This is a genomic window from Agreia sp. Leaf244 (genome assembly GCF_001422695.1).
Classification (GTDB): domain Bacteria; phylum Actinomycetota; class Actinomycetes; order Actinomycetales; family Microbacteriaceae; genus Agreia.
Genome location: NZ_LMLX01000005.1, coordinates 90,484 through 109,563 on the forward strand (window position 1 = coordinate 90,484; position 19,080 = coordinate 109,563).

Sequence of the window (19,080 nt, forward strand, 5' to 3'; positions counted from 1 at the left end):
GTACATTCGTCACAGTCGTCAGCGCCCTGCATCGTTGCCGGAGGGCGCCCGACACGTTCGGAGTCAAGCCTAATCCCCTCAGCCCTGAGCGCCACCCGAGCGGGGCCGCGCGGGCCGGAAGCGACTACCGTGGAGGACATGGAGTTCTATCACGCGACCGCGAGCCACGACCTCACGTATTCCGACGTCTTCCTCGTGCCCTCGCGCTCCCGGGTGACGAGCCGCCTCGATGTCTCCCTCGCCCCGAACGACGGCACCGGAGCCACGATCCCGATCGTCAGCGCCAACATGAATTCGGTCACCGGGCCCCGCCTCGCTGCCAGCCTCGCGCGGCGCGGAGGCCTCGGCGTGCTGCCGCAGGACATGCATCTGCAGGACCTCGACGCGGCGATCCGCTGGGTCAAGGCCCAGCCCGTCGACTTCGACACCCCCTTCGACTTCGCGCCCGGCGACACGGTCGAGCAGGCGCTGCAGCAGATCCCCGCCGTCGCGGGCCAGGGAATCGTCATCCACGACTCCGCTGGCGGCTACCTCGGCTGCATCCCGGCCGCCCGTCTCGCCTCTGCTCTGCCCGACGCGTTGCTCGGCGACCTCCTCCACGGCCCGCTCACCGCGCTGTCGGCCGATGACATCGACTCGCCCCGCCAGGCATTCGACGCGATGGTCGAGGCCGACCTCGATTTCGCACCCGTCATGCGGCACGGCTCCGTCATCGGAACGCTGAGCCGCACCAGCGCCCTCCGCTCCACCCTCTACACGCCGGCGCTCGATGGGCACGGCCGCCTTCGGGTCGCCGCAGCCGTCGGCATCAACGGCGACGTCGCATCCAAGGCCCGCGCGCTCGCCTCGGCCGGCGTCGACGTGCTGGTCATCGACACGGCCCACGGCCACCAGGAGGGAATGCTGCGCGCCATCGAGGCCGTGGCTAACGAGAACCTCGGGCTGCCCATCGTGGCGGGCAACATCGTGACGGCCGAGGCCGTGCGCGACCTCGTCTCCGCCGGAGCGACCATCCTCAAGGTCGGCGTCGGCCCCGGCGCGATGTGCACGACCCGCATGATGACGGCCGTCGGTCGCCCTCAGTTCTCGGCCGTGCTCGAGACCGCCGACACGGCTCGCGAGCTGGGTGCGCACGTGTGGGCAGACGGGGGAGTGCGCTACCCGCGCGACGTCGCGCTCGCCCTGGCCGCGGGCGCGTCGAGCGTCATGATCGGCTCGTGGTTCGCCGGCACGATCGAGGCGCCCGGCACACTGAAGACGGATGCGACGGGCCGGCTCTACAAGGAGAGCTGGGGCATGGCGTCGACAAAGGCCGTCAAAGACCGCTTCGGACGACTCGACGCCTACGAGCTGGCCCGCAAGACGCTCTTCGCCGAGGGCATCTCCTCGAGCAGCATCTACCTCGACCCGTTGCGCCCGTCGGTCGAGGACCTGCTCGACATGATCACGTCCGGCGTGCGCAGTTCGTTCACCTACGCGGGCGCGAGCGACGTCGCGGAGTTCCACGATCGCGCCCTGGTCGGAATCCAGTCGGCGGCGGGATATGAAGAAGGAAAAGCGCTTCCCGTCAGCTGGTAGTGCCGGGCGATCGGCGGTACCGAGCCGGTATACTGACGAGACAATGGACGACCCTCCCTCAGCCCATCCATCCCTTCTTCTGAGCAGTTCCGGTGGCACCCGTGCCTCTTGACTGGATCATGTTCGGCGTCGGTATCGTTCTCACCTTCGGTACCGGCATCTTCGTCGCCAGCGAGTTCGCGCTGGTCAACCTCGACCGCAGCGATCTCGAGGCGCGACAGAAGCGCGGCGACGCCGGGCTCGGCCCCACGATCTCCGCACTGAAGATCACCTCGACTCACCTCTCGAGCGCCCAGCTCGGCATCACGCTCACCACGCTGCTCACCGGCTACACGATGGAGCCGGCCATCTCGAATCTGCTCCGCGCGCCGCTGACGGGCGTCGGCATCCCCGAGGCCGTGGTGCCCGGGGTCTCGGCGACCGTGGCCATTGTGTTCGCCACGCTGCTGTCGATGATCGTCGGCGAGCTCGTGCCGAAGAGCTTCGCGCTGGCGCTTCCCCTGCAGACGGCGAAGCTGGTGATCCCGTTCCAGCGCCTCTTCACGCTGGTGTTCAAGCCGGCCGTCAGCCTGCTCAACAACAGCGCGAACGGACTTCTCCGTGCCATAGGAATCGAGCCGAAAGAGGAGCTCTCGGGTGCCCGCACCGCGGAGGAGCTCTCGTCGCTGGTCAGACGCTCCGCCCTGCAGGGCAGCCTCGACCTCGACATGGCGACCCTGCTCAACCGCACCCTTCTCTTCTCGGGACACACGGCATCCGACGCCATGACCCCGCGCCCGCGCATCGCCAGTGTCAAACGCACCGACAGCGCCGAAGACGTGATCATGCTGACGCGCACGACCGGACACAGCCGCTTTCCGGTGCTCGACGACGACATCGACGACATCGTCGGCGTCGTGCACGTGAAGCAGGCAGTAAGCGTTCCTCGATCGCGACGGCGCGACGTGCCCGCGGCTGCCCTGGCCTCCAACGTGATCCGCGTGCCCGAGACCATGAAGCTCGATTCGCTGCTGGGTGAACTGCGCGGACGCGGCTACCAGATGGCCATCGTCGTCGACGAGTACGGCGGAACGGCCGGCGTCGTCACGCTCGAAGACCTCGTCGAGGAGCTCGTGGGCGAACTCGACGACGAGCATGACCGTTCACGGGCCGGCGTCGTGAAGACGCTCAACTCCGTGTCGTTCCCCGGCATGCTCCGACCCGACGAGCTAGCCGACAGGGCGGGCATCAGCGTTCCCGACGACGGCCCCTACGAGACCGTGGGCGGTTTTATGATGAGCGAGCTGGGACGGCTTCCGGTCGCAGGCGACACGGTCGAGCTGCCCGCCGGGCAACTCGCCGTCGTGCGGCTCGACGGCCGCCGCATCGATCGCATCCGCTTCACCCCGACAGCCACAGACGAGACGGCCGCTCCGGTCGACGCGCCGGCGACCGACGATTCCACCCGGGAGGTGAACGATCGTGGCTGATTGGCTGGGTATCGTCTGGCTCGTTGTGCTTCTTCTGGCCAACGCATTCTTCGTCGGCGCCGAGTTCGCCGTCATCTCCGCGCGTCGCTCGCAGATCGAGCCCCTCGCCGAGCAGGGCAAGGCGAGCGCGAAGACGGCCCTCTGGGCCATGGAGCACGCGACGCTCATGCTGGCCATGTGCCAGTTGGGAATCACTGTGTGCTCCCTGCTGATCCTCAATGTGTCCGAACCCGCCATCCATCACCTGCTCGAGATCCCGCTGGAGTTGACCGGACTGCCCGAGGAGGTCATCGGCACGATCGCGTTCGTCATCGCGCTGCTGGTCGTCTCCTTCCTGCACGTCGTGTTCGGAGAGATGGTTCCCAAGAACCTGTCGTTCTCGCTGCCGGATCGCGCCGTTCTGCTGCTCGCGCCCCCGCTGGTCTGGCTCTCGCGCGTGTTCAAGTTCGTCATAGTCGCCCTCAATGCGACGGCGAACTCGATTCTGAGGCTGTTCGGGGTCGAGCCCAAAGACGAGGCGGCCAGCGCGTTCACTCTCGACGAGGTGTCGACGATCGTCTCGCAGTCGACCAGGGAGGGCATGTTGAGCGACACCACGGGTGCCCTCAACGCGGCTTTCGAGTTCACCTCGAAGACGGTGAAAGACGTGGCCGTGCCGTTGGAATCGCTCGTGAGCCTCTCGGATCACGTGACGCCCGCCGAGATCGAGCACGCCGTCGCCAAGCACGGCTTCTCGCGCTACATCGTGGTCGACGAGGAGGGTCGCCCTGACGGCTACCTGCACCTCAAAGACGTGATCGACCTCGACGAGGACGAGGTCGACCGACCGGTTCCCGCGAAGCGGATCCGGCAACTGGTCTCGATGTACGACGGCACGGAGCTCGAAGACGCCCTGGCGAGCATGCGGCGCACGAACGCGCATCTGGCCCGCACATTCTCCGAGTCGGGTCGCACGACAGGCGTGCTCTTCCTCGAGGACATCATCGAGGAGCTCGTCGGCGAGGTGCAGGACGCCACCAGGCGAATCTGAGGCCTAGGTCGTCGAACCGGTCGAGTCGTCGGATGTGCCTGAGTCGTCGCTCGTGCCTGAGTCGTCGCCCTGTCCGGGGAGGACGCCGTCGGGTGGAGCCTGACCCGGCGTGAAGCCGTCGGGGAACCGGCCGTCCTGCAGCTGACCGGGACCGTCGTCGCCCGGCAGGTTCGCGCCCACCGCGATGCCGCCGCCGAACGCGAGCGCGAGGATGACGATGCCGCCGGCGACGATCGCCACAATGCGGCCGGAGCGCCGACGCGGAGACTGCGCAGGCGGCTCGACGGTCTGGGGAGAAGAGGTGAAGAGTGTCATGGGAGACAGTGTTCACGCCGACTCTGACCAGCCGGTTCGACAGGCCTATGAGTCGAGTAAGAAGGCCACGGCCCTCACTCGGGCCAGCTCGCGCGGATGTACTGCGAGGGCCAGTAGTCGATGGCCACTCCCAGCTCGTGAGCCGCTCGCAGGGCGAAGTGCGGGTCGCGCAGCATCTCCCGGCCGAGCATCACCGCGTCGGCCCGACCCTCGTCGACGATCGCGGCCGCCTGCGCCGGGGTGGTGATGAGACCGACGGCGCTCACGGGAACGTCCCCGTTGGTCGCCACGAACTCGGCCAGCGGAACCTGGTAGCCCGGACCGACAGGGATCGTCACGCCCGCGGTGTTGCCGCCGCTCGAGATGTCGAAGACGTCGGCGCCGGCGTCACGTGCCCAGGCGGCCACGGTCGAGGTCTGCTGCTCGTCCCAGCCGTCGATCGCCCAGTCTGTCGCAGAGAACCTCACGAGCAGGGGTACGTCGTCTCCCACGGCCTGCCGCACCGCTGAGACGGCGCGCAGGAGGAGCCGCGCCCTGTTCTCGAGGCTGCCCCCGTATTCGTCGGTGCGCTCGTTGCTGAGGGGCGACAGGAACTGGTGCAGCAGGTAGCCGTGCGCCGCGTGGAGCTCGAGCACGTCGAAGCCCGCGTCGATGGCGCGCAGCGCCGACGCGACGAAGTCGTCGACGACTCCGTCGATTCCTGCGCGATCGAGCTCGACCGGGGCCGCGTAGCCGGGGAATGCGATAGGCGACGGGCCCACGGACTGCCAGCCACCGGCATCCACCGGCACTGTGCCCCGTTCGCTCGCCCACGGGCGGTACGTCGAGGCCTTTCGGCCCGCGTGTGCCAACTGGATGCCGGCCGCGGCGCCCTGGGAGTGCAGGAAGTCGGTGATGCGCCGGAAGCCCTCGGCCTGCTCGTCGTTCCACAGCCCGAGGTCCTGAGGCGAGATGCGCCCTTCGGGGCTCACAGCCGTGGCCTCGGTGATCACGAGCCCTGCTCCGCCCTGCCCGAACGACCCCAGGTGCACGAGGTGCCAGTCGGTGGTCATGCCGTCTTCGGCGTCGGCAGAGTACTGGCACATGGGTGCGACCCAGATGCGGTTGCGCAGGCTCACGCTGCGGATGGTCAGGGGAGTGAAGAGGGCGGTTCCGGTCATCGTGGTCTCTCTGGTCGTCATGCGGATGCGAGCTCGGCCTTCTCGTCGAGGTAGGAGCGCAGGAGTTCGGCCGTGGTGAAGACGTGACCGTCGATGCCGAGGGCGGCGGCCCCGTCGATGTTCACGGCCTTGTTGTCGATGAAGATCATGTCGCCCGCCTCGATACCCAATTCGTCGAGCACCTCCTGGTAGATGGCCTGCTCGGGCTTGAGCCTGCCCATCTCCGCGCTCACGAAGACGCGCTCGAACAGCGATCCCATAGGGCCGTGGCGGAAGTAGCCGCCGAAATCGAACCCGGCATTCGAGAGCAGGGCCATGCGGGTGCCGCCCTCGCGAAGGGCGAGCAGCACGTCGTAGGTGTCGGGGTTGACGCTGAGCCAGCTGCGATAGTCGGCGATCCACAGCTGCTGGATACGCGACTCGCTGAAGTCGACGCCCGCGTGCCGCGCGATCTCGAGCCAGTACTGCCGGATGCTCAGGGTGCCCGCGTCGAGGGCGTCACGATTCTGCCAGTAGGGAGGCCAGAACGACTCCTCGGGCACCCGGGCTATCGAGAGGATCGCCTGCCGGTCGCTGTCGGACGGCGAGAAGGAGATCACCTCGCCGTAGTCGAAGACCACGACCTTGCCGGGAATGCTGATGGGCATGGAGACTCCACGGGTCGTAGAAGCAGGGGGCTCATCCAATCTATCGTGGAGACGTGAGCGACCAGAGCGAGGACAACGCCGACCAGGCGAAAGCGGGCCGCGGGCCGACACGCGAGTGGACGGCGGCCGACGCCCGGCGCTATCTGCGGGTACCGCGGGCGACCGACGACAAGTACAGCCGAGGCGTGCTCGGAATGCGAACGGGATCGGACGCCTATCCCGGCGCCGCCGTGCTCGGTGTCGACGCCGCGTCGCGCACCGGGCTCGGCATGCTCCGCTACCTCGGTCCCGAGATTCCGACACGTCTGGTGCTGCAGCGCAGACCGGAGGTCGTGACGGCATCCGGCCGGGTGCAGGCCTGGCTCCTCGGATCGGGCATGGACGCCGGTGCGAGATCGGATGCGCAGACCGCGTCGCTGAGGGACGCCCTGGGGGAGGGCCTGCCGGTGGTTCTCGACGCCGGCGCGCTCGACCTCGTGCAGGATGCCGGGAACGACACGGTCATCACGCCGCACGCCGGCGAGCTGGCGTCGGTCTGGGCCCGCGTCGGTGTCGCCGTCGACAGAACGACGATCGCGGCGCATCCGGTTCACTGGGCGGTCGAGACGGCGGAACGATTCGGGGTCACCGTTTTGCTGAAAGGCGCCCGCACCGTCATCGCGGGCCCGTCGACCCCGACGATCACCGTGACCGCCTCGTCGAGCTGGGCCGCGACTGCCGGCTCCGGCGACGTGCTCGGCGGGATCCTCGGTGCTCTCCTCGCCACGAACGCCGAGTTCCTGCCCGAGGAAGGGCCCGGCATGCTGGCTCGAGTCGCGGCCACGGCCGCGTTCCTGCACCAGGCTGCGGGCGCCCGGGCATCGGGCGGGGGGCCGATCGTGGCTCTCGATATCGCGGAGGCCGTGGGCAGGACGATCGCCGAGCTGCTCGGACAACAGCCCGACTGACGATCAGCGCGGGGCGACCGCGAGGGTGAAGTCGATCGAGCCCGAGTCGTCGACCCGAACGAAACCGAGATCGATGGGGGAGATCCCGTAGTCGTCGAAGACGACGGGAACACTTCCGGAAACGACGAGGCGTCCGTTGTCCATGCGCGCGGTCAGGTCCACATCGACGGCGCGGCTCACGCCGTGAAGGCTCAGCTCGCCGGAGGCCGCAACGACGACGGGCTGGCCGTCGAGCAGGTCGCCATCGAGGGAGATCGGCGACGACAGCGTGAACAGCGCGGTCGGGTAGTCGGCTGCGTCGAGCGCCGGACCCCTGAAGTAGGCGTCGCGGGCCGCATTGTCGGTCGTGATGCTCGCCACCTCGACCACGATGGTGGCGCTCGTGAGCACGCTGTCGTCGACGGTCGCCGACCCGCTGACGTGGTCTGTGGTGCCGGAGACCGTCAACGGGGAGCCGTTGACCACGGCTCCGACCGTGTATCCCGCGCTCGAGCCGTCGGTGACGTCCCAGTCGCCCGAGAACTCCGCGACGTCGTCGAAAGCAACCCGGGGCGATGCCTCCCGCACGGTGGGCATCACGCTGGGAACCTGTGCCGCGGGGCTCGCCGCCGCGCTGCCGTAGATGATGGGACCAGCGACGGCCGCCATGGTGCCGAGGGCGAGCACCGACGCCGAGACGCCGATCGCAATGCTCACAAATCTCTTCATGGTCCGTCCGGGGTGTGTGGGTGAGACACCAGCAAAGCAGGCAGAGGTGACCCCTTGCTGGGAGCCGCCGGAGAGCACCCTGTGTGCCGGCGACAGACTCTGCGGAGAACGGTCGGCCTAGTATGGGCGTCGTGCGCATGATGCTGGAGACGACGGTGAGGCGACCCGTCGTGTTGTGGTCGGCCTTCCTGCTCGTGCACGCATGGCTCGGTTTCGTGGGACTCACCCATCCGACCCTGCCCTGGGGCGACGTGACCCTGCAGTACAGGCCGTGGGTGCAGAACGCCCTCGCGGGTGACATCGTCGGCGTCTCCCAGCCGTGGGTGTACCCGCTCGTCGCCCTCGTGCCGATGCTCGCCGCGATGGTGCTCGGACCGGGGCTCTACGGAATCGGATGGCTGCTGGTCGTCGTGGTCACGGATGCCGTCGTCCTCGCCTTCCTGCTCTCCCGCACGGGTCCGAGCTCACGGCTCTTCTCGCCGAGGATCATGGCCGCGTGGTGGTGGATCGGTTTTCTTCTGCTTCTCGGTCCCGTCGCGCTCGGTCGCATCGATGTGACGACCGTGGCCATCTCGATCATCGCGCTGCTCGTCGCCCAGCGTCGACCCGTGGTGGCGGGAGCCCTGCTCGCCGTCGCCACGTGGATCAAGGTCTGGCCGGCGGTTCTCGTGGCCGTGATCGTGGTGACGGTGCGCGGGCGCTGGCGTGCGCTGCTCGCCTTCACAGCGACGGCCGTCGCCATCGGCCTCATCGTGCTGGCCCTCGGAAGCGGGGCCAACAGTCTCGGATTCATCTCGCAGCAGTCCTCTCGCGGCCTCCAGATCGAAGCGCCGATCAGCACGGTCTGGATGTGGATCGCCTTCGTCGACCCGACCGCTGCGGCAGTGCAGTACATTCCTGCGATCAACACGTTCCAGGTCGTGGGATCGGGAGTCGACCAGGCCAGTGCCCTGATGACCCCGCTCCTCGTCGTGGTGTCGGCGGCGCTCCTGCTGCTGGGAGCGGTCGTCAGCCGCAGCGGAGCGCGAGCCGTGCACCTGCTGGCACCCCTCAGCCTCGCCATCGTCGTGGGCCTGCTCGTCTTCAACAAGGTCGGGTCCCCGCAGTTCGTCCTCTGGATCGCCGCTCCTGTCGTGCTGGGCATCGCGACGCAGGGCAGGAGATTCCGTGCACCCGCCGTCGTGGCCCTCGGCATTGCCGCCGTCACCCAGCTCATCTACCCGTTCGGCTACGACGCGTTGCTGGTCCTCGAGCCGGGGATGCTGGTGGTGCTGACCGCCCGCAACGTCGCGCTCGTCGTGCTGTTCGCGATGGCCGTGCGGATGGTCTGGCGACTGCGACGCGGCTCTGAGCCTCGTATCCCACTCCGCACCTCACCAGAAAGACAGGTCACCTGATGCTCGTCGCCTTCTCTGTAGCTCCCTCCGGCACCGGCCACGATGACGGTTCGGTGCACGACGCCGTCGCTGCCGCCGTGAAGGTCGTTCGCGACTCGGGCCTGCCCAACCAGACCGATTCGATGTTCACCACCATCGAGGGCGACTGGGACGAGGTCTTCGCCGTCGTCAAGCATGCGACGGAGGCCGTGGCGGCGTTCGGCAGCAGGGTGTCGCTCGTGCTGAAGGCGGATATCCGCCCCGGCTACAGCGGAGAGCTCACGGCCAAGGTGGAACGGCTCGAAGCCGCGCTCGACGAGCTCACTCCGTGAGGTCGGTCTCAGAGGTGCGGTGGAAGTCGACCTGCACCAGGAGCCCGTCCTGGATCGCCCTCTTACGCAGCGCGACCTTGGTTCCGACGTCGATGCCGGCGACCCGGTACTTCTCTCGAATGCGCTTGAGGTAGGACTTCGCGGTCTCCTCCGAGATGTCGAGGGCCTGCGCGACCTGCTTCACCGGTTCTCCACCGCCGTAGAGGGCCATGACCCGGCGCTCCTGCGCGGACAGCTTCGGCGCGCCTCCGACCTCGTCGGCCGAGAGCGCGAGGTCGAGTTCGCTCGAGATAAAGGGCCTTCCGGCGTGCGCCGCACGGATCGCCTCGACGATCATGCCCGCCTCTTCGCTCTTGACGAGGTAGCCCAGTGCGCCGGCGGCGATGGCCTCCCTGATGACCGCCGGTTCGGAATAGGTGCTCATGAGCACGGTCTTCACCCCGGTGGTCTTGAGGGTGCGGAGCTTGACCGAGATCGGAAGAGAGTCCTTGAGGTCGAGGTCGAGCAGCACCACGTCGACGGGGAACTGGGGATGGGTGAGCAGATCGGGCCAGGTCGTGACCGCGGCCACCATGTCGATGTCGTCCGCCGCGTTGCGGATCCACTCCGTCAGTGCTCCGAGAAGCATTCGGTGGTCGTCGACGATCGCGAGTCGGATCGGTGCTGCGGAGTCTGTCACGGTTGTCCTCCCGGCCGCCTACCCGGCGGCCTGCTGTGCCACTGTACGAACTGTCGTCACGATCGTCATGCTTCCCCCCGCGATCATCTCCGAATGATCACCGACGCGATCGAGCGCCGGCCACACGGCGGGATCGATGCGACGCCGCGGGACGCCGTCGACCGTGAGTGCAACCGGGAACCCAATCCTACTGGCAGCGGTCGCATCTGCCTCGACGTTCCGCGGACCTATCACGATCTGGAGCGTGGGCTGCACTCGAACGGACTCGGCGACAAGGAGCCAGACAGCGGAGAGCAGTCCCTCCCGTTCGCTGGCCTCGAGGAATCCGGCCAGTCCCTGGGGGTCGGTGAGGGTCACGACGGGGCCCAGAACCTCGGACTCCTCGATCGCGTGATGCAGCCACGTGTCGTGCCGCCCTGCCACGAGCAGCAGGCGGAGTTCGGTGGCGATCGACGACGCGTCGGCTGCGAGCTTCGGGTCGAGGGGGAGGTGGATGCTGCCGCTGGCGACCCCGTCGAGGATCCGTTCCGCGTCGAGGTCGAGACGGGCGAGCTCGTCGGACGCGCGCATGCCGAAGGCGAATCGTGGTGCGAGCAGCGTGCTCTCGACTGCGGAGCGATCCAGCTCCAGTTGCACGAGTGTGCCGAATCCTCGTACGACGACGGCTCCGATCAGCGGGGGCAGGAGGGCGGCCGCCGCCCTCTGCATCGATGGTCCGGACTCGAATGACCCGGATGCGATGCCCGAGGCCAGCATGGCCGCGATCACCACCGCGAACGCACCGTTGGCCAGGAGGAGCTCTCGCGCCGGGCGGGATCCCACCAGCGCGAGCAGGGTGGCCCCGACCCCGTAGATCGTCGAGGAGTGGAGGATCGGCTGCGGGGTGCCGAGGACGGCGATCGTCTCGATCAGCAGGGCAAGCGCGAGCAGAACCATGGCCGCGCTGAAGACGAGGGCCGGATGACGCCCGTGGTGGCGTCGGGCGAGCAGAGCCGACCCGACGAAAGCGATCGCGAGCAGCGCCCACGCGATCACGCGCAGGGGTGTCGAGCCCGCAGGAGACTCGGACACGGCGTCGAGGACGAACGCCGCGAGTCCGCGCAGGAACAGAAACGATCCGACCGCCACGGCGCCGATGCCGAGGTAGCCGTAGCCGAGTCGGGAGTCCTTGGCGAGGTCGTCCTTCAGGGCCGAGACCGCACGGGGACCGATCTGGCGAGCCCGCACGAGGCGGCTCAGAACGGTCGGATCCTCGCCGGGCAGGGGCGCGCCGGGCGCCGTCGCGTCACTCACAGCTTCGGCACCTCCAGCACGACGGTGGTGCCCGATCCTGGGGCTGAGAAGAGTCGCGTGCGTCCCCCGACATCGCGGATGCGGGCGATGACGGATTCGGCCAGGCCGAGCCTCGCCGAATCGACCTGATCGAGATCGAAGCCGACGCCGGTGTCGGTCACCATGGCGCGCACCGTCGTGTCGTCCTGCGTGATGGTGACCTCCGCATCGGCGACGCCGGAATGCCGCCGCACATTCTCGAGGCACTCGGCCAGCGACAGCAGGAACGCGTCGAGCACGTCGCTGGGCAGCAGCAGCCGGCCCGCGCCGTGCCAGGACACGGTGAGTCCCATGCGGTCGAAGCGCTGTTTCACGGACTCGAGGGTGTGCCCCAGATCGCTCGTCTCCGTCGCCTCCAGCGTGTATGCGCCGGAGGACTGCGGCATCGGGGTGCCCCCGAGTCGCAACTGCCTCAGCAGGCGTGCGTCTTCGGAGGCCTGGGCGCGCAGCGCGTCAGGACTCACGCCGACTCCGGAATGCGCCAGAAGCGTGAGCGTGGCCAGCACGGTGTCGTGCAGGAGCCGGGCTCCCTGTCGGCGTTGCGCCTCGGTCTCCGTCGCATGGCGCTCGGCCAGGTGCGCTCGTCCGAGCCGTGCGATCCGGTCGAGAGCACGGGAGATGCTCACCGACAACCAGATGGCCACACCCACGAGCGCAGACCAGCCGACGACGAGGGAGAACACGCTCCGAAGCGGCGTGACGGCATCCGCTGTGGCGACGATGGTCGTCGCCAGGGCGAGCACCGCGCCGAGGGAGAGGGTGACGATGCGAGCGGGGCTGTCGATGTTGCAGACCAGAAGTGCCGGAAGCGCACCCGATCCGAGCAGGATGGCGGCACTGGAGGTCGAGCCAGAGCCGCCGCCCAGGGCGTCGAGGCCCAGGAGCAGGATCGTCGCCGCACCCAGCACCAGGACGGACGCCGACCAGACGATGGACCGGGTTCTGCCGATGATCGTGAACGCGGCGGCCATCGCCACGTAGAGCGGCACGGTCACGGCGAGCACGTCGAGGTTGGCGGGAATGTCGAGCAGCAGGGCGAGGAGCGAGGCGGCGAGGAAGGAGAGTCCGATGAGCCGGGCTGTGCGGGCCAGGAATCGAGGCTGCCCGCCCGCGCTCAGCGGCACGGGAAAGGCAGGTCGAGAAGGGCAAGTCGGCGGTCGATCACGCTCGACATGCTAGCCGTTCTGTGCCCTGAAGTGGGGGACCTGCACATCTGGTATTGCACATGCCGTGAGCGTAGCCTGAGTGAACTGCTTGGGGGGAACCGCCGGGAGTGTCGTTGGCAAGGCGATGCTCCCGGCTTTTTTGCGCAACGCTTATCGACCGCCCGAGCTCGTCACGCATCCAGCAGTCGTCTGAGGTGTCGACCGACCGCCTCGCTCTCGATGAGGAACCCGTCGTGCCCGAACGGAGAAGAGAGCACGACGGCATCCGTGCCGTCGATGTTGCCGGGCACCTGGCGGGCGATCTCGAACTGGTCCTCGATCGGGAACAGTCGGTCGCTGTCGATGCCGATCACGACGGTGGGGATGGTGACCCTCGAGAGTGCGCTTGACAGACCTCCGCGCCCCCGGCCGACATCGTGCGAGTTCATGGCCTGCACGAGGGTGACGTAGGAGTTCGCGTCGAAGCGCCGGGTGAACTTGTTGCCGTGGAAGTCGAGGTAGGACTCGACGGCGAACCTGCCGTCGCGCCCGAGGGGGCTGATGCCCGACTGCCAGCTGCGCCCGAATCTGTCGTTCAGCTCCGACGGGCTCCGGTAGTTCAGAAGGGCCATGCGCCGGGCGAGGGCCAGGCCACGATGCGGCCCTTCGCCGTCGGCCGCGTCGTAGTACTGGCCGCCGGAGAAACGGGGGTCGATGTGGATCGCCTCGACCTGGACGGAGTTGAGCGCCACCTGGTCGGCGCTCGACCGCGCCGGGGCCGCGATGACGGCGAGCCGGTCGATGCGCTGCGGCTGCGCGACGCCCCACTCGATGGCGTGCATGCCTCCCATGGATCCGCCGACGACGGCCGCCCACCGATCGATCCCGATCGCATCCGAGAACGCGACCTGCGCCCGGACCTGGTCTGCGACGGTCGTGTACGGGAACGAGGCGCCCCACTCCGTTCCATCGGGGCCGAGCGATGCGGGACCCGTGCTTCCCTGGCACCCGCCCAGCATGTTGGGGCTCACCACGAACCACCGGTCGGTATCGATCGCGAGCCCGGGTCCGACGATGCCGCTCCACCAGCCGTCGGTGGGATGACCCGGTGACGCGGTGCCCACGAGGTGGCTGTCGCCGGTCAGCGCGTGCAGCACCAGCACCGCGTTGTCGCGGGCGGGCGACAGGGTTCCGAGGGTCTCGTAGGCGATGCGGACGTCGGGAAGGGTCGTTCCGATCTCGAAGTCGAACGATCCGATCGACACGAAGCGACGGCATCCCACGGGGTCGCCGTCGCGCCAGGCACCGGATGCGGGGGGCTTGCCGAGGATGGAGCGGATCTGCGCGTCGGTGATGAAGCCGCTCGGGACGGTGTCTTCGGGTGTCTGCCAGTCCATATCAGCTCATTCTCGCGTGCAGAAGGCGACCCGGCCCGAATGTTACGTCGGGCCGGGTCGCCGGTTGGATCGGAGCGGGGGACTAGACCGCGGCGTTCGCCCGAGCGACCTCGCGTGCTGCCGTGAGGCCCGCCTGCAGGTCGGCCTTGATGTCGTCGATGTTCTCGAGACCGACCGACAGGCGCACGAGACCGGGCGTGACGCCCGACGTGAGCTGCTGCTCGGGCGTCAGCTGAGAGTGCGTCGTCGACGCGGGGTGGATGACGAGACTGCGCACGTCGCCGATGTTGGCCAGGTGGCTGAACAGCGTGAGGTTGTCGACCAGCGCGCGCCCGGCATCCACCCCGCCCTTCAGCTCGAACGACAGCACGGCGCCGACGCCCTTGGGGGCGTAGGTGTTGGCGGCCGCGTACCAGGGGCTCGAGGGCAGGCCGGCGTAGTAGACCGTGGCGATGTCGTCGTGGGCGTCGAGCCACTCGGCGACTTCCTGCGCGTTCTGCACGTGGCGTTCGATGCGCAGGCTGAGCGTCTCGATGCCCTGGATGAGCTGCCACGCGCTGGCCGGCGCGATCGACGATCCGAGGTCGCGCAGCAGCTGCACGCGCGCCTTGATGATGTAGGCGATGCCGTTGCCGAGCGCCTCGGAGTAGTTGACCCCGTGGTAGGAGGGGTCGGGGGAGGTGAGGCCCGGGAAGCGGTCGGGGTGCTCGCTCCAAGCGAATTTCCCTCCGTCGACGATGACGCCGCCGATGACCGTGCCGTGGCCGCCGAGGAACTTCGTGGCGGAGTGCACGATGATGTCTGCGCCGTGCTCGAAGGGGCGGATCAGATAGGGCGTCGCGATGGTGTTGTCGACGATCAACGGCACGCCGGCCTTATGCGCGACATCGGCCACCAGGCGGATGTCGAGGATGTTGATCTTCGGGTTGCCGATGGTCTCGGCGAAGAAGAGCTTCGTGTTCGGGCGCACGGCACGACGCCACTCGTCGGCGTCGTCCTGGTTCTCGACGAACGTCGTCTCGATGCCGAGCTTCGCGAGGGTGTACTTGAAGAGGTTGTAGGTGCCGCCGTAGATCGACGCGCTCGAGACGATGTGATCGCCCGCCTCGGCGATGTTCAGCACGGCGAAGGTCTCCGCGGCCTGACCGGATGCAACGAGCAGCGCGGCCGTTCCTCCCTCGAGGGCGGCGACACGTTCCTCCACGACGTTCTGGGTGGGGTTCTGGATGCGCGTGTAGATGTTGCCGAACTCGGCCAGGGCGAAGAGGTTCTTCGCGTGGTCGGAGTTGTTGAAGACGTACGAGGTCGTCTGGTAGATCGGTGTCGCGCGGGCGTTGGTCACCGGGTCGGGTGCCGCGCCCGAGTGGATCTGCTTGGTCTCGAATTTCCAGCCGGCGTCGTTGTCGCTCATGAGTCCTGCCTCCTTGGGGCGAATGCGAGAGCTGATCGCTCCTGGGGCGAGCCTAGGAACCGGGCTCCTTCGCGTCAACGGAGGGGGACACACGGCGTAACAGCCACCGCGGCTTGGGCTCGACCAGGGGGCGGAAGATCCTCTGCACCGGCCTGGAGGCGAGGAGGAAGGTGACGACGATCGCGAACACGATCATGGCCGGCAGGTACCAGAAGGGAGTGTCTCCCTCGAGAATGCCCGACTCGCGGAACGGATAGAGCACGAAGGTGTGCAGCAGATAGATGTACAGCGTCGCCTGGCCCAGGTCGGTGAAGATCGTGCGACGTCGCGGCACCAGAACGAGAAAGGCGAAAGACAGGATGACGGCCACGACGATCACGGCGAGCCTCACCGCGCCGGCCCACCACGCGTCGTACCCCATCGCGTCGTAGGACTCGTCGAACAGGAGGAACCGGCGAATACCGATCTGCCGCCAGAAGTCGATGCCGGTGAAGACGACCAGGGCGACCGCTGCGAACAGCAGGACCGCCCCGGCACGCCACACGGCGACGGTTGCCGGCGACCACGACAGCCACCGACGGGTCAGGTCGCTGTTGCGCAGGCGCCAGCCCAGAACGAAGAAGGGAAGCAGGCCCAGCGTGCGCGAGATGGCGAACTCCGAGGTGATCGCGCCGAAGTACCCCGCCCACACCGAGATGACGACGCTGATCAGGAGCGGGTAGCGCAGCTGCGCAAGGTACGGCAGGGCTACGCGCCACGCGATCAGCGACAGGATGAACCACAGCGTCCACGATGGCTGGGCCAGGTCGAGGTTCAGAGTACCGACGACGGCCCAGCGCACCAGCGTCCAGATGGTCTCGAAGATGACATAGGGCAGAACCAGGTCGGTGACGAGGCGCTTGAGCTGCTTGACTCCGGGAGGGCTCGACTTCGCGAAATACCCGCTCACGAGCACGAACACGGGAACGTGGAACGCGTAGATGACGAGGTACACGCTGTACGACGTGTCGGAGGCGGAGATGAGACGCAGGATGGCGTGGCCGATCACCACGAGGGTGATGGCCAGGTAACGGGCGTTGTCCCAGAGCGGCAGACGCACCTTCGAGCCGGTGGCGGGGGCATCCCTGCCCGGGTGGCGGGGCACAGGCAGAGAAGTCACGGCGCCCAGCCTAGCTTTGGGCGGATTCGCTCCAGGACGCTTGCGGTCCGGGCCGTGGTCTGGGAAGGACTAGCGTTGACAGCCAGTGCTTACCGGGGTTGGGAGATGCAGGGAATGATTCGTCGCGCAGTGGTCACGGGTGCAAGCTCGGGCATCGGAGAGGCCACGGTCACCGCTTTGCGTGCCGGCGGGTGGGACGTCGTGGGCGTCGCCCGCCGCCGGGATCGACTCGAGGCGCTCGCGGCCCGCACGGGTGCCCGATTCTTCGTGGCCGATCTGACCGTGCAGAGCGACGTCGACGCGCTCGCCGCGTATCTCGCGGAGACAGGCGGCGTCGGCACGCTCGTCAACAACGCCGGGGGAGCTCGCGGGCTCGACTCCATCGAGAACGGCGATGCCGATGACTGGGCGTGGATGTTCGAGGTCAACGTGCTGGCCGTCAAGAGAGTGATCTCCGCGCTGCTTCCGCTGCTGCGCGAATCGACCGCTGACGGGGGCGTCGCCGACATCGTGACCGTCTCCTCGATCGCGGGTCACACGGCCTACGAAGGCGGCGGCGGATACAACGCGGCGAAGTTCGGCACCCACGCCATGCTCGAGGTGTTGAGGCTCGAAGTGAGCGGAGAACCGATCCGGGTGCTCGAGATCGCGCCCGGCATGGTCTACACCGAGGAGTTCTCGTTGAACCGTTTCGGCGGCGACAAGGAGCGGGCCGAGAGCGTGTACGCGAACGTTCCCGACCCGCTGGTTGCCGATGACGTGGCCCGCGTGATCGTCTCGATGGTCGAGCAGCCTCCGCACGTCTCGCTGGATCTCGTGGTGATCAAGCCGGTGGCGCAGTCCGCCGCGTACAAGGTTCACCGCGGAGCGCTGCAGGCACGGCCGCAGGATCACCGGGCCTGATCGGACGGCAGGCCTGATTCGGCTGCGCCGCCGCCGGGCACGGCGTCGTCGGGTGCCACGGGGTCGGCGAAGGCGAGGCGGGGAACGAAGAAGAGCAGCACCGCGGCCACCAGCGCACCGGTGCCGCAGATCGTCCACACCAGCATGTAGCCGAACAGGCTCGACGCGGTCGCCGTGACTGTCGACGCCCCGGCGAACAGGACAACGCCGAAGACCGCTGAGGCGAACGAGCCGCCGATCGTCTTCGTGGTGTTCGTCAGCGCCGCCGCGATGCCGGTCTGTCCGCGCGGCGCGGCAGCCGCGGCCGCAGCGGGCAGCGCACCGACGAGCGCGCCCGAGCCGAGGCCCGCCACGACCATGTTGGTGACCACCTGCACGGCTGAGTCGTGGAACGGCAGGAACAGGAGGTAGCCGATGGCGACGAGGAAGGCCCCGCCGAGGAGGGCGACCCGCGGAGTCGCCCACGACGACACGAGCGGGAAGAGGATCGCACCGACGATCATCGCCACGAGATAGGCGCCGATGAGGTTGGAGATGTCGCTCGCCGCGAGTCCGAGGCCGTAGCCGTTGACGGGGTCGGTGCCCGCGAAGGTGCTGAGCGGGGCCTGGGCGCCGAGCAGGCTGATTCCGATGAGCGCGGCCGTGAGCTGCACGGGCCACATGGCGGGCTGCGCCAGCACCCGCATGTCGATCGCGGGGTCGGGCTGCCGTCGTTCGTAGCGCACGAAGGGCACGAAGACCAGCGCGCCGACAGCGACGAGCGCCCAGACCCACCACGTGCCGGGTCCGTTGATTCGCAGGAAGGTGAGGCCCGAGGTGATCAGCAGGAGTCCCAGGGCGAGGATCGAGAAGCCGACGATGTCGAGGGATCGACCGGGCAGAGGGGTCGACTCCGGAACGCCGACGAGCACCACGAAGAAGACGAGCGTGACGGCGATGGCGGGAATCATCAGCGTGGGGGACACGCTGTCGCCGAATGCGGCGAACACCCGTCCGCCGGCCAGCGCACCGAGGATCGCTCCGGCCTCGAGGGCGACGACCAGGAGTCCCGCCGCCCGACGGGTCTGCGACGCAGCCCGGCCCGTGCGGCGTCCGCGGTCGAAGATGAGGGCCACCTCGAGCGGGAGCCAGACGACATAGAAGCCCTGCAGCGCCCAGGCGAGGAGGAAGGAGACGAAGTCGTCGGCGAAGACGAGCCACCAGCTCGCCGCCGCGGTCAGGACCGTCGTGATCAGGAGCATCCGCTTGTGGCCCCACATGTCGCCGAGCTTGGCGATGACGGGAACGACGAGGGCGGCCACCAGCAGCTGGGCTGCCTCGAACCAGTTGAAGTCGGCATCCACGATTCCGAGGTGACGCACGAGGTCCGGGATGAGGGGGATGTAGTAGCCCTGCAGGATTCCGCTCGTGATCTCGACGAGGAACAGGTAGCCGATGAGGCTCGCCGTGATGAAGCGTCTGCCGGTGGGTTCCGTCGTCATGACCGGATGCT

18 protein-coding genes are annotated in these 19,080 nt (G+C 68.2%); 7 read left to right on the plus strand and 11 right to left on the minus strand.

From position 1 onward, the window contains the following. Positions 1-138 precede the first annotated feature (138 nt). The 3 genes from ASF06_RS14720 (at position 139) to ASF06_RS14730 (ending at position 4,077) form a co-directional block, all read left to right on the plus strand. A complete protein-coding gene (locus tag ASF06_RS14720; RefSeq protein ID WP_055948764.1) occupies positions 139-1,578 on the plus strand; it encodes a GuaB1 family IMP dehydrogenase-related protein in 1,440 nt (479 codons plus the stop codon). A 119-nt stretch (positions 1,579-1,697) separates the two neighbouring features. Then, positions 1,698-3,047, plus strand: coding sequence for a hemolysin family protein (locus tag ASF06_RS14725; protein WP_055948767.1), 1,350 nt, complete (start codon positions 1,698-1,700; stop codon positions 3,045-3,047). Next, complete coding sequence (locus ASF06_RS14730) at positions 3,040-4,077, plus strand: hemolysin family protein (RefSeq protein WP_055948770.1); 1,038 nt, start codon at positions 3,040-3,042, stop codon at positions 4,075-4,077. Before ASF06_RS14725 ends, ASF06_RS14730 begins: the two co-directional genes overlap by 8 nt. Positions 4,078-4,080: 3 nt before the next feature. On the opposite strand, the gene ASF06_RS14735 is transcribed toward ASF06_RS14730, so the two are convergent. The 3 genes from ASF06_RS14735 to ASF06_RS14745 form a co-directional block, all read right to left on the minus strand. Further along, the gene (locus ASF06_RS14735; RefSeq protein WP_055948773.1) at positions 4,081-4,392 is read right to left on the minus strand and encodes a hypothetical protein; all 312 of its coding nucleotides are present in this window, start codon (positions 4,390-4,392) and stop codon (positions 4,081-4,083) included. Between the two features lie 74 nt (positions 4,393-4,466). Then, positions 4,467-5,552 (minus strand): NADH:flavin oxidoreductase/NADH oxidase, encoded by a 1,086-nt coding sequence (locus ASF06_RS14740; protein WP_055949670.1) that lies wholly within the window; start codon positions 5,550-5,552, stop codon positions 4,467-4,469. Positions 5,553-5,569: 17 nt separating this feature from the next. After that, the gene (locus ASF06_RS14745) at positions 5,570-6,199 is read right to left on the minus strand and encodes an HAD family hydrolase (protein WP_055948776.1); all 630 of its coding nucleotides are present in this window, start codon (positions 6,197-6,199) and stop codon (positions 5,570-5,572) included. A gap of 53 nt (positions 6,200-6,252) precedes the next feature. Between ASF06_RS14745 and ASF06_RS14750 the strand changes: the two genes are divergently transcribed. Beyond that, positions 6,253-7,146 (plus strand): ADP-dependent NAD(P)H-hydrate dehydratase, encoded by an 894-nt coding sequence (locus ASF06_RS14750; RefSeq protein WP_235501033.1) that lies wholly within the window; start codon positions 6,253-6,255, stop codon positions 7,144-7,146. Between the two features lie 3 nt (positions 7,147-7,149). Here ASF06_RS14750 and ASF06_RS14755 read toward each other — a convergent pair whose 3' ends face one another. Continuing rightward, the gene (locus ASF06_RS14755; protein WP_055948778.1) at positions 7,150-7,842 is read right to left on the minus strand and encodes a YceI family protein; all 693 of its coding nucleotides are present in this window, start codon (positions 7,840-7,842) and stop codon (positions 7,150-7,152) included. Positions 7,843-7,991: 149 nt separating this feature from the next. On the opposite strand from ASF06_RS14755, the gene ASF06_RS14760 reads away from it, so the two are divergent. Together ASF06_RS14760 and ASF06_RS14765 are read left to right on the plus strand one after the other, a co-directional pair. After that, positions 7,992-9,251: a glycosyltransferase 87 family protein gene (locus ASF06_RS14760; protein ID WP_235501048.1), complete on the plus strand. Its 1,260-nt coding sequence runs from the start codon at positions 7,992-7,994 to the stop codon at positions 9,249-9,251. Next, the gene (locus ASF06_RS14765) at positions 9,251-9,562 is read left to right on the plus strand and encodes a thiamine-binding protein (protein WP_055948783.1); all 312 of its coding nucleotides are present in this window, start codon (positions 9,251-9,253) and stop codon (positions 9,560-9,562) included. Before ASF06_RS14760 ends, ASF06_RS14765 begins: the two co-directional genes overlap by 1 nt. Here the strand turns inward: ASF06_RS14765 and ASF06_RS14770 are convergent. The 6 genes from ASF06_RS14770 to ASF06_RS14795 all read right to left on the minus strand — a co-directional run bounded on the left by ASF06_RS14770 (position 9,552) and on the right by ASF06_RS14795 (position 16,685). After that, positions 9,552-10,241: a response regulator transcription factor gene (locus tag ASF06_RS14770; protein WP_055948787.1), complete on the minus strand. Its 690-nt coding sequence runs from the start codon at positions 10,239-10,241 to the stop codon at positions 9,552-9,554. The two genes, ASF06_RS14765 and ASF06_RS14770, sit on opposite strands and share 11 nt — an antisense overlap. Positions 10,242-10,259: 18 nt before the next feature. Further along, a complete protein-coding gene (locus ASF06_RS14775; RefSeq protein ID WP_055948790.1) occupies positions 10,260-11,534 on the minus strand; it encodes a hypothetical protein in 1,275 nt (424 codons plus the stop codon). Beyond that, entirely contained in the window at positions 11,531-12,697 is a 1,167-nt protein-coding gene (locus ASF06_RS14780) for a sensor histidine kinase (RefSeq protein WP_055948793.1), read from the minus strand. The genes ASF06_RS14775 and ASF06_RS14780 overlap by 4 nt, the downstream gene beginning before the upstream one ends. Positions 12,698-12,909: 212 nt before the next feature. Continuing rightward, positions 12,910-14,115, minus strand: a complete 1,206-nt coding sequence (gene metX, locus ASF06_RS14785) for a homoserine O-acetyltransferase MetX (RefSeq protein WP_055948795.1) — start codon at positions 14,113-14,115, stop codon at positions 12,910-12,912. Between the two features lie 82 nt (positions 14,116-14,197). Further along, positions 14,198-15,526 (minus strand): bifunctional o-acetylhomoserine/o-acetylserine sulfhydrylase, encoded by a 1,329-nt coding sequence (locus ASF06_RS14790; RefSeq protein WP_055948797.1) that lies wholly within the window; start codon positions 15,524-15,526, stop codon positions 14,198-14,200. Positions 15,527-15,578: 52 nt separating this feature from the next. Beyond that, the gene (locus ASF06_RS14795) at positions 15,579-16,685 is read right to left on the minus strand and encodes an acyltransferase family protein (protein ID WP_235501034.1); all 1,107 of its coding nucleotides are present in this window, start codon (positions 16,683-16,685) and stop codon (positions 15,579-15,581) included. A 114-nt stretch (positions 16,686-16,799) separates the two neighbouring features. On the opposite strand from ASF06_RS14795, the gene ASF06_RS14800 reads away from it, so the two are divergent. After that, positions 16,800-17,588, plus strand: coding sequence for an SDR family oxidoreductase (locus ASF06_RS14800; protein WP_055949681.1), 789 nt, complete (start codon positions 16,800-16,802; stop codon positions 17,586-17,588). Here the strand turns inward: ASF06_RS14800 and ASF06_RS14805 are convergent. Further along, positions 17,576-19,069 carry an MFS transporter gene (locus ASF06_RS14805; RefSeq protein ID WP_055948799.1) on the minus strand — a complete coding sequence of 498 codons (1,494 nt, stop codon included), beginning with the start codon at positions 19,067-19,069 and terminating at the stop codon, positions 17,576-17,578. The two genes, ASF06_RS14800 and ASF06_RS14805, sit on opposite strands and share 13 nt — an antisense overlap. Positions 19,070-19,080 lie beyond the last annotated feature (11 nt).

Excerpts from the sequence above, each read along its gene's own strand:
- ASF06_RS14720 (WP_055948764.1), top strand. The coding sequence starts at position 139 with ATGGAGTTCTATCACGCGACCGCGAGCCACGACCTCACGTATTCCGAC.
- ASF06_RS14725 (WP_055948767.1), top strand. The coding sequence starts at position 1,698 with ATGTTCGGCGTCGGTATCGTTCTCACCTTCGGTACCGGCATCTTCGTC.
- ASF06_RS14735 (WP_055948773.1), bottom strand. The coding sequence starts at position 4,392 with ATGACACTCTTCACCTCTTCTCCCCAGACCGTCGAGCCGCCTGCGCAG.
- ASF06_RS14740 (WP_055949670.1), bottom strand. The coding sequence starts at position 5,552 with ATGACCGGAACCGCCCTCTTCACTCCCCTGACCATCCGCAGCGTGAGC.
- ASF06_RS14745 (WP_055948776.1), bottom strand. The coding sequence starts at position 6,199 with ATGCCCATCAGCATTCCCGGCAAGGTCGTGGTCTTCGACTACGGCGAG.
- ASF06_RS14760 (WP_235501048.1), top strand. The coding sequence starts at position 7,992 with ATGATGCTGGAGACGACGGTGAGGCGACCCGTCGTGTTGTGGTCGGCC.
- ASF06_RS14765 (WP_055948783.1), top strand. The coding sequence starts at position 9,251 with ATGCTCGTCGCCTTCTCTGTAGCTCCCTCCGGCACCGGCCACGATGAC.
- metX (WP_055948795.1), bottom strand. The coding sequence starts at position 14,115 with ATGGACTGGCAGACACCCGAAGACACCGTCCCGAGCGGCTTCATCACC.
- ASF06_RS14790 (WP_055948797.1), bottom strand. The coding sequence starts at position 15,526 with ATGAGCGACAACGACGCCGGCTGGAAATTCGAGACCAAGCAGATCCAC.
- ASF06_RS14800 (WP_055949681.1), top strand. The coding sequence starts at position 16,800 with ATGATTCGTCGCGCAGTGGTCACGGGTGCAAGCTCGGGCATCGGAGAG.
- ASF06_RS14805 (WP_055948799.1), bottom strand. The coding sequence starts at position 19,069 with ATGACGACGGAACCCACCGGCAGACGCTTCATCACGGCGAGCCTCATC.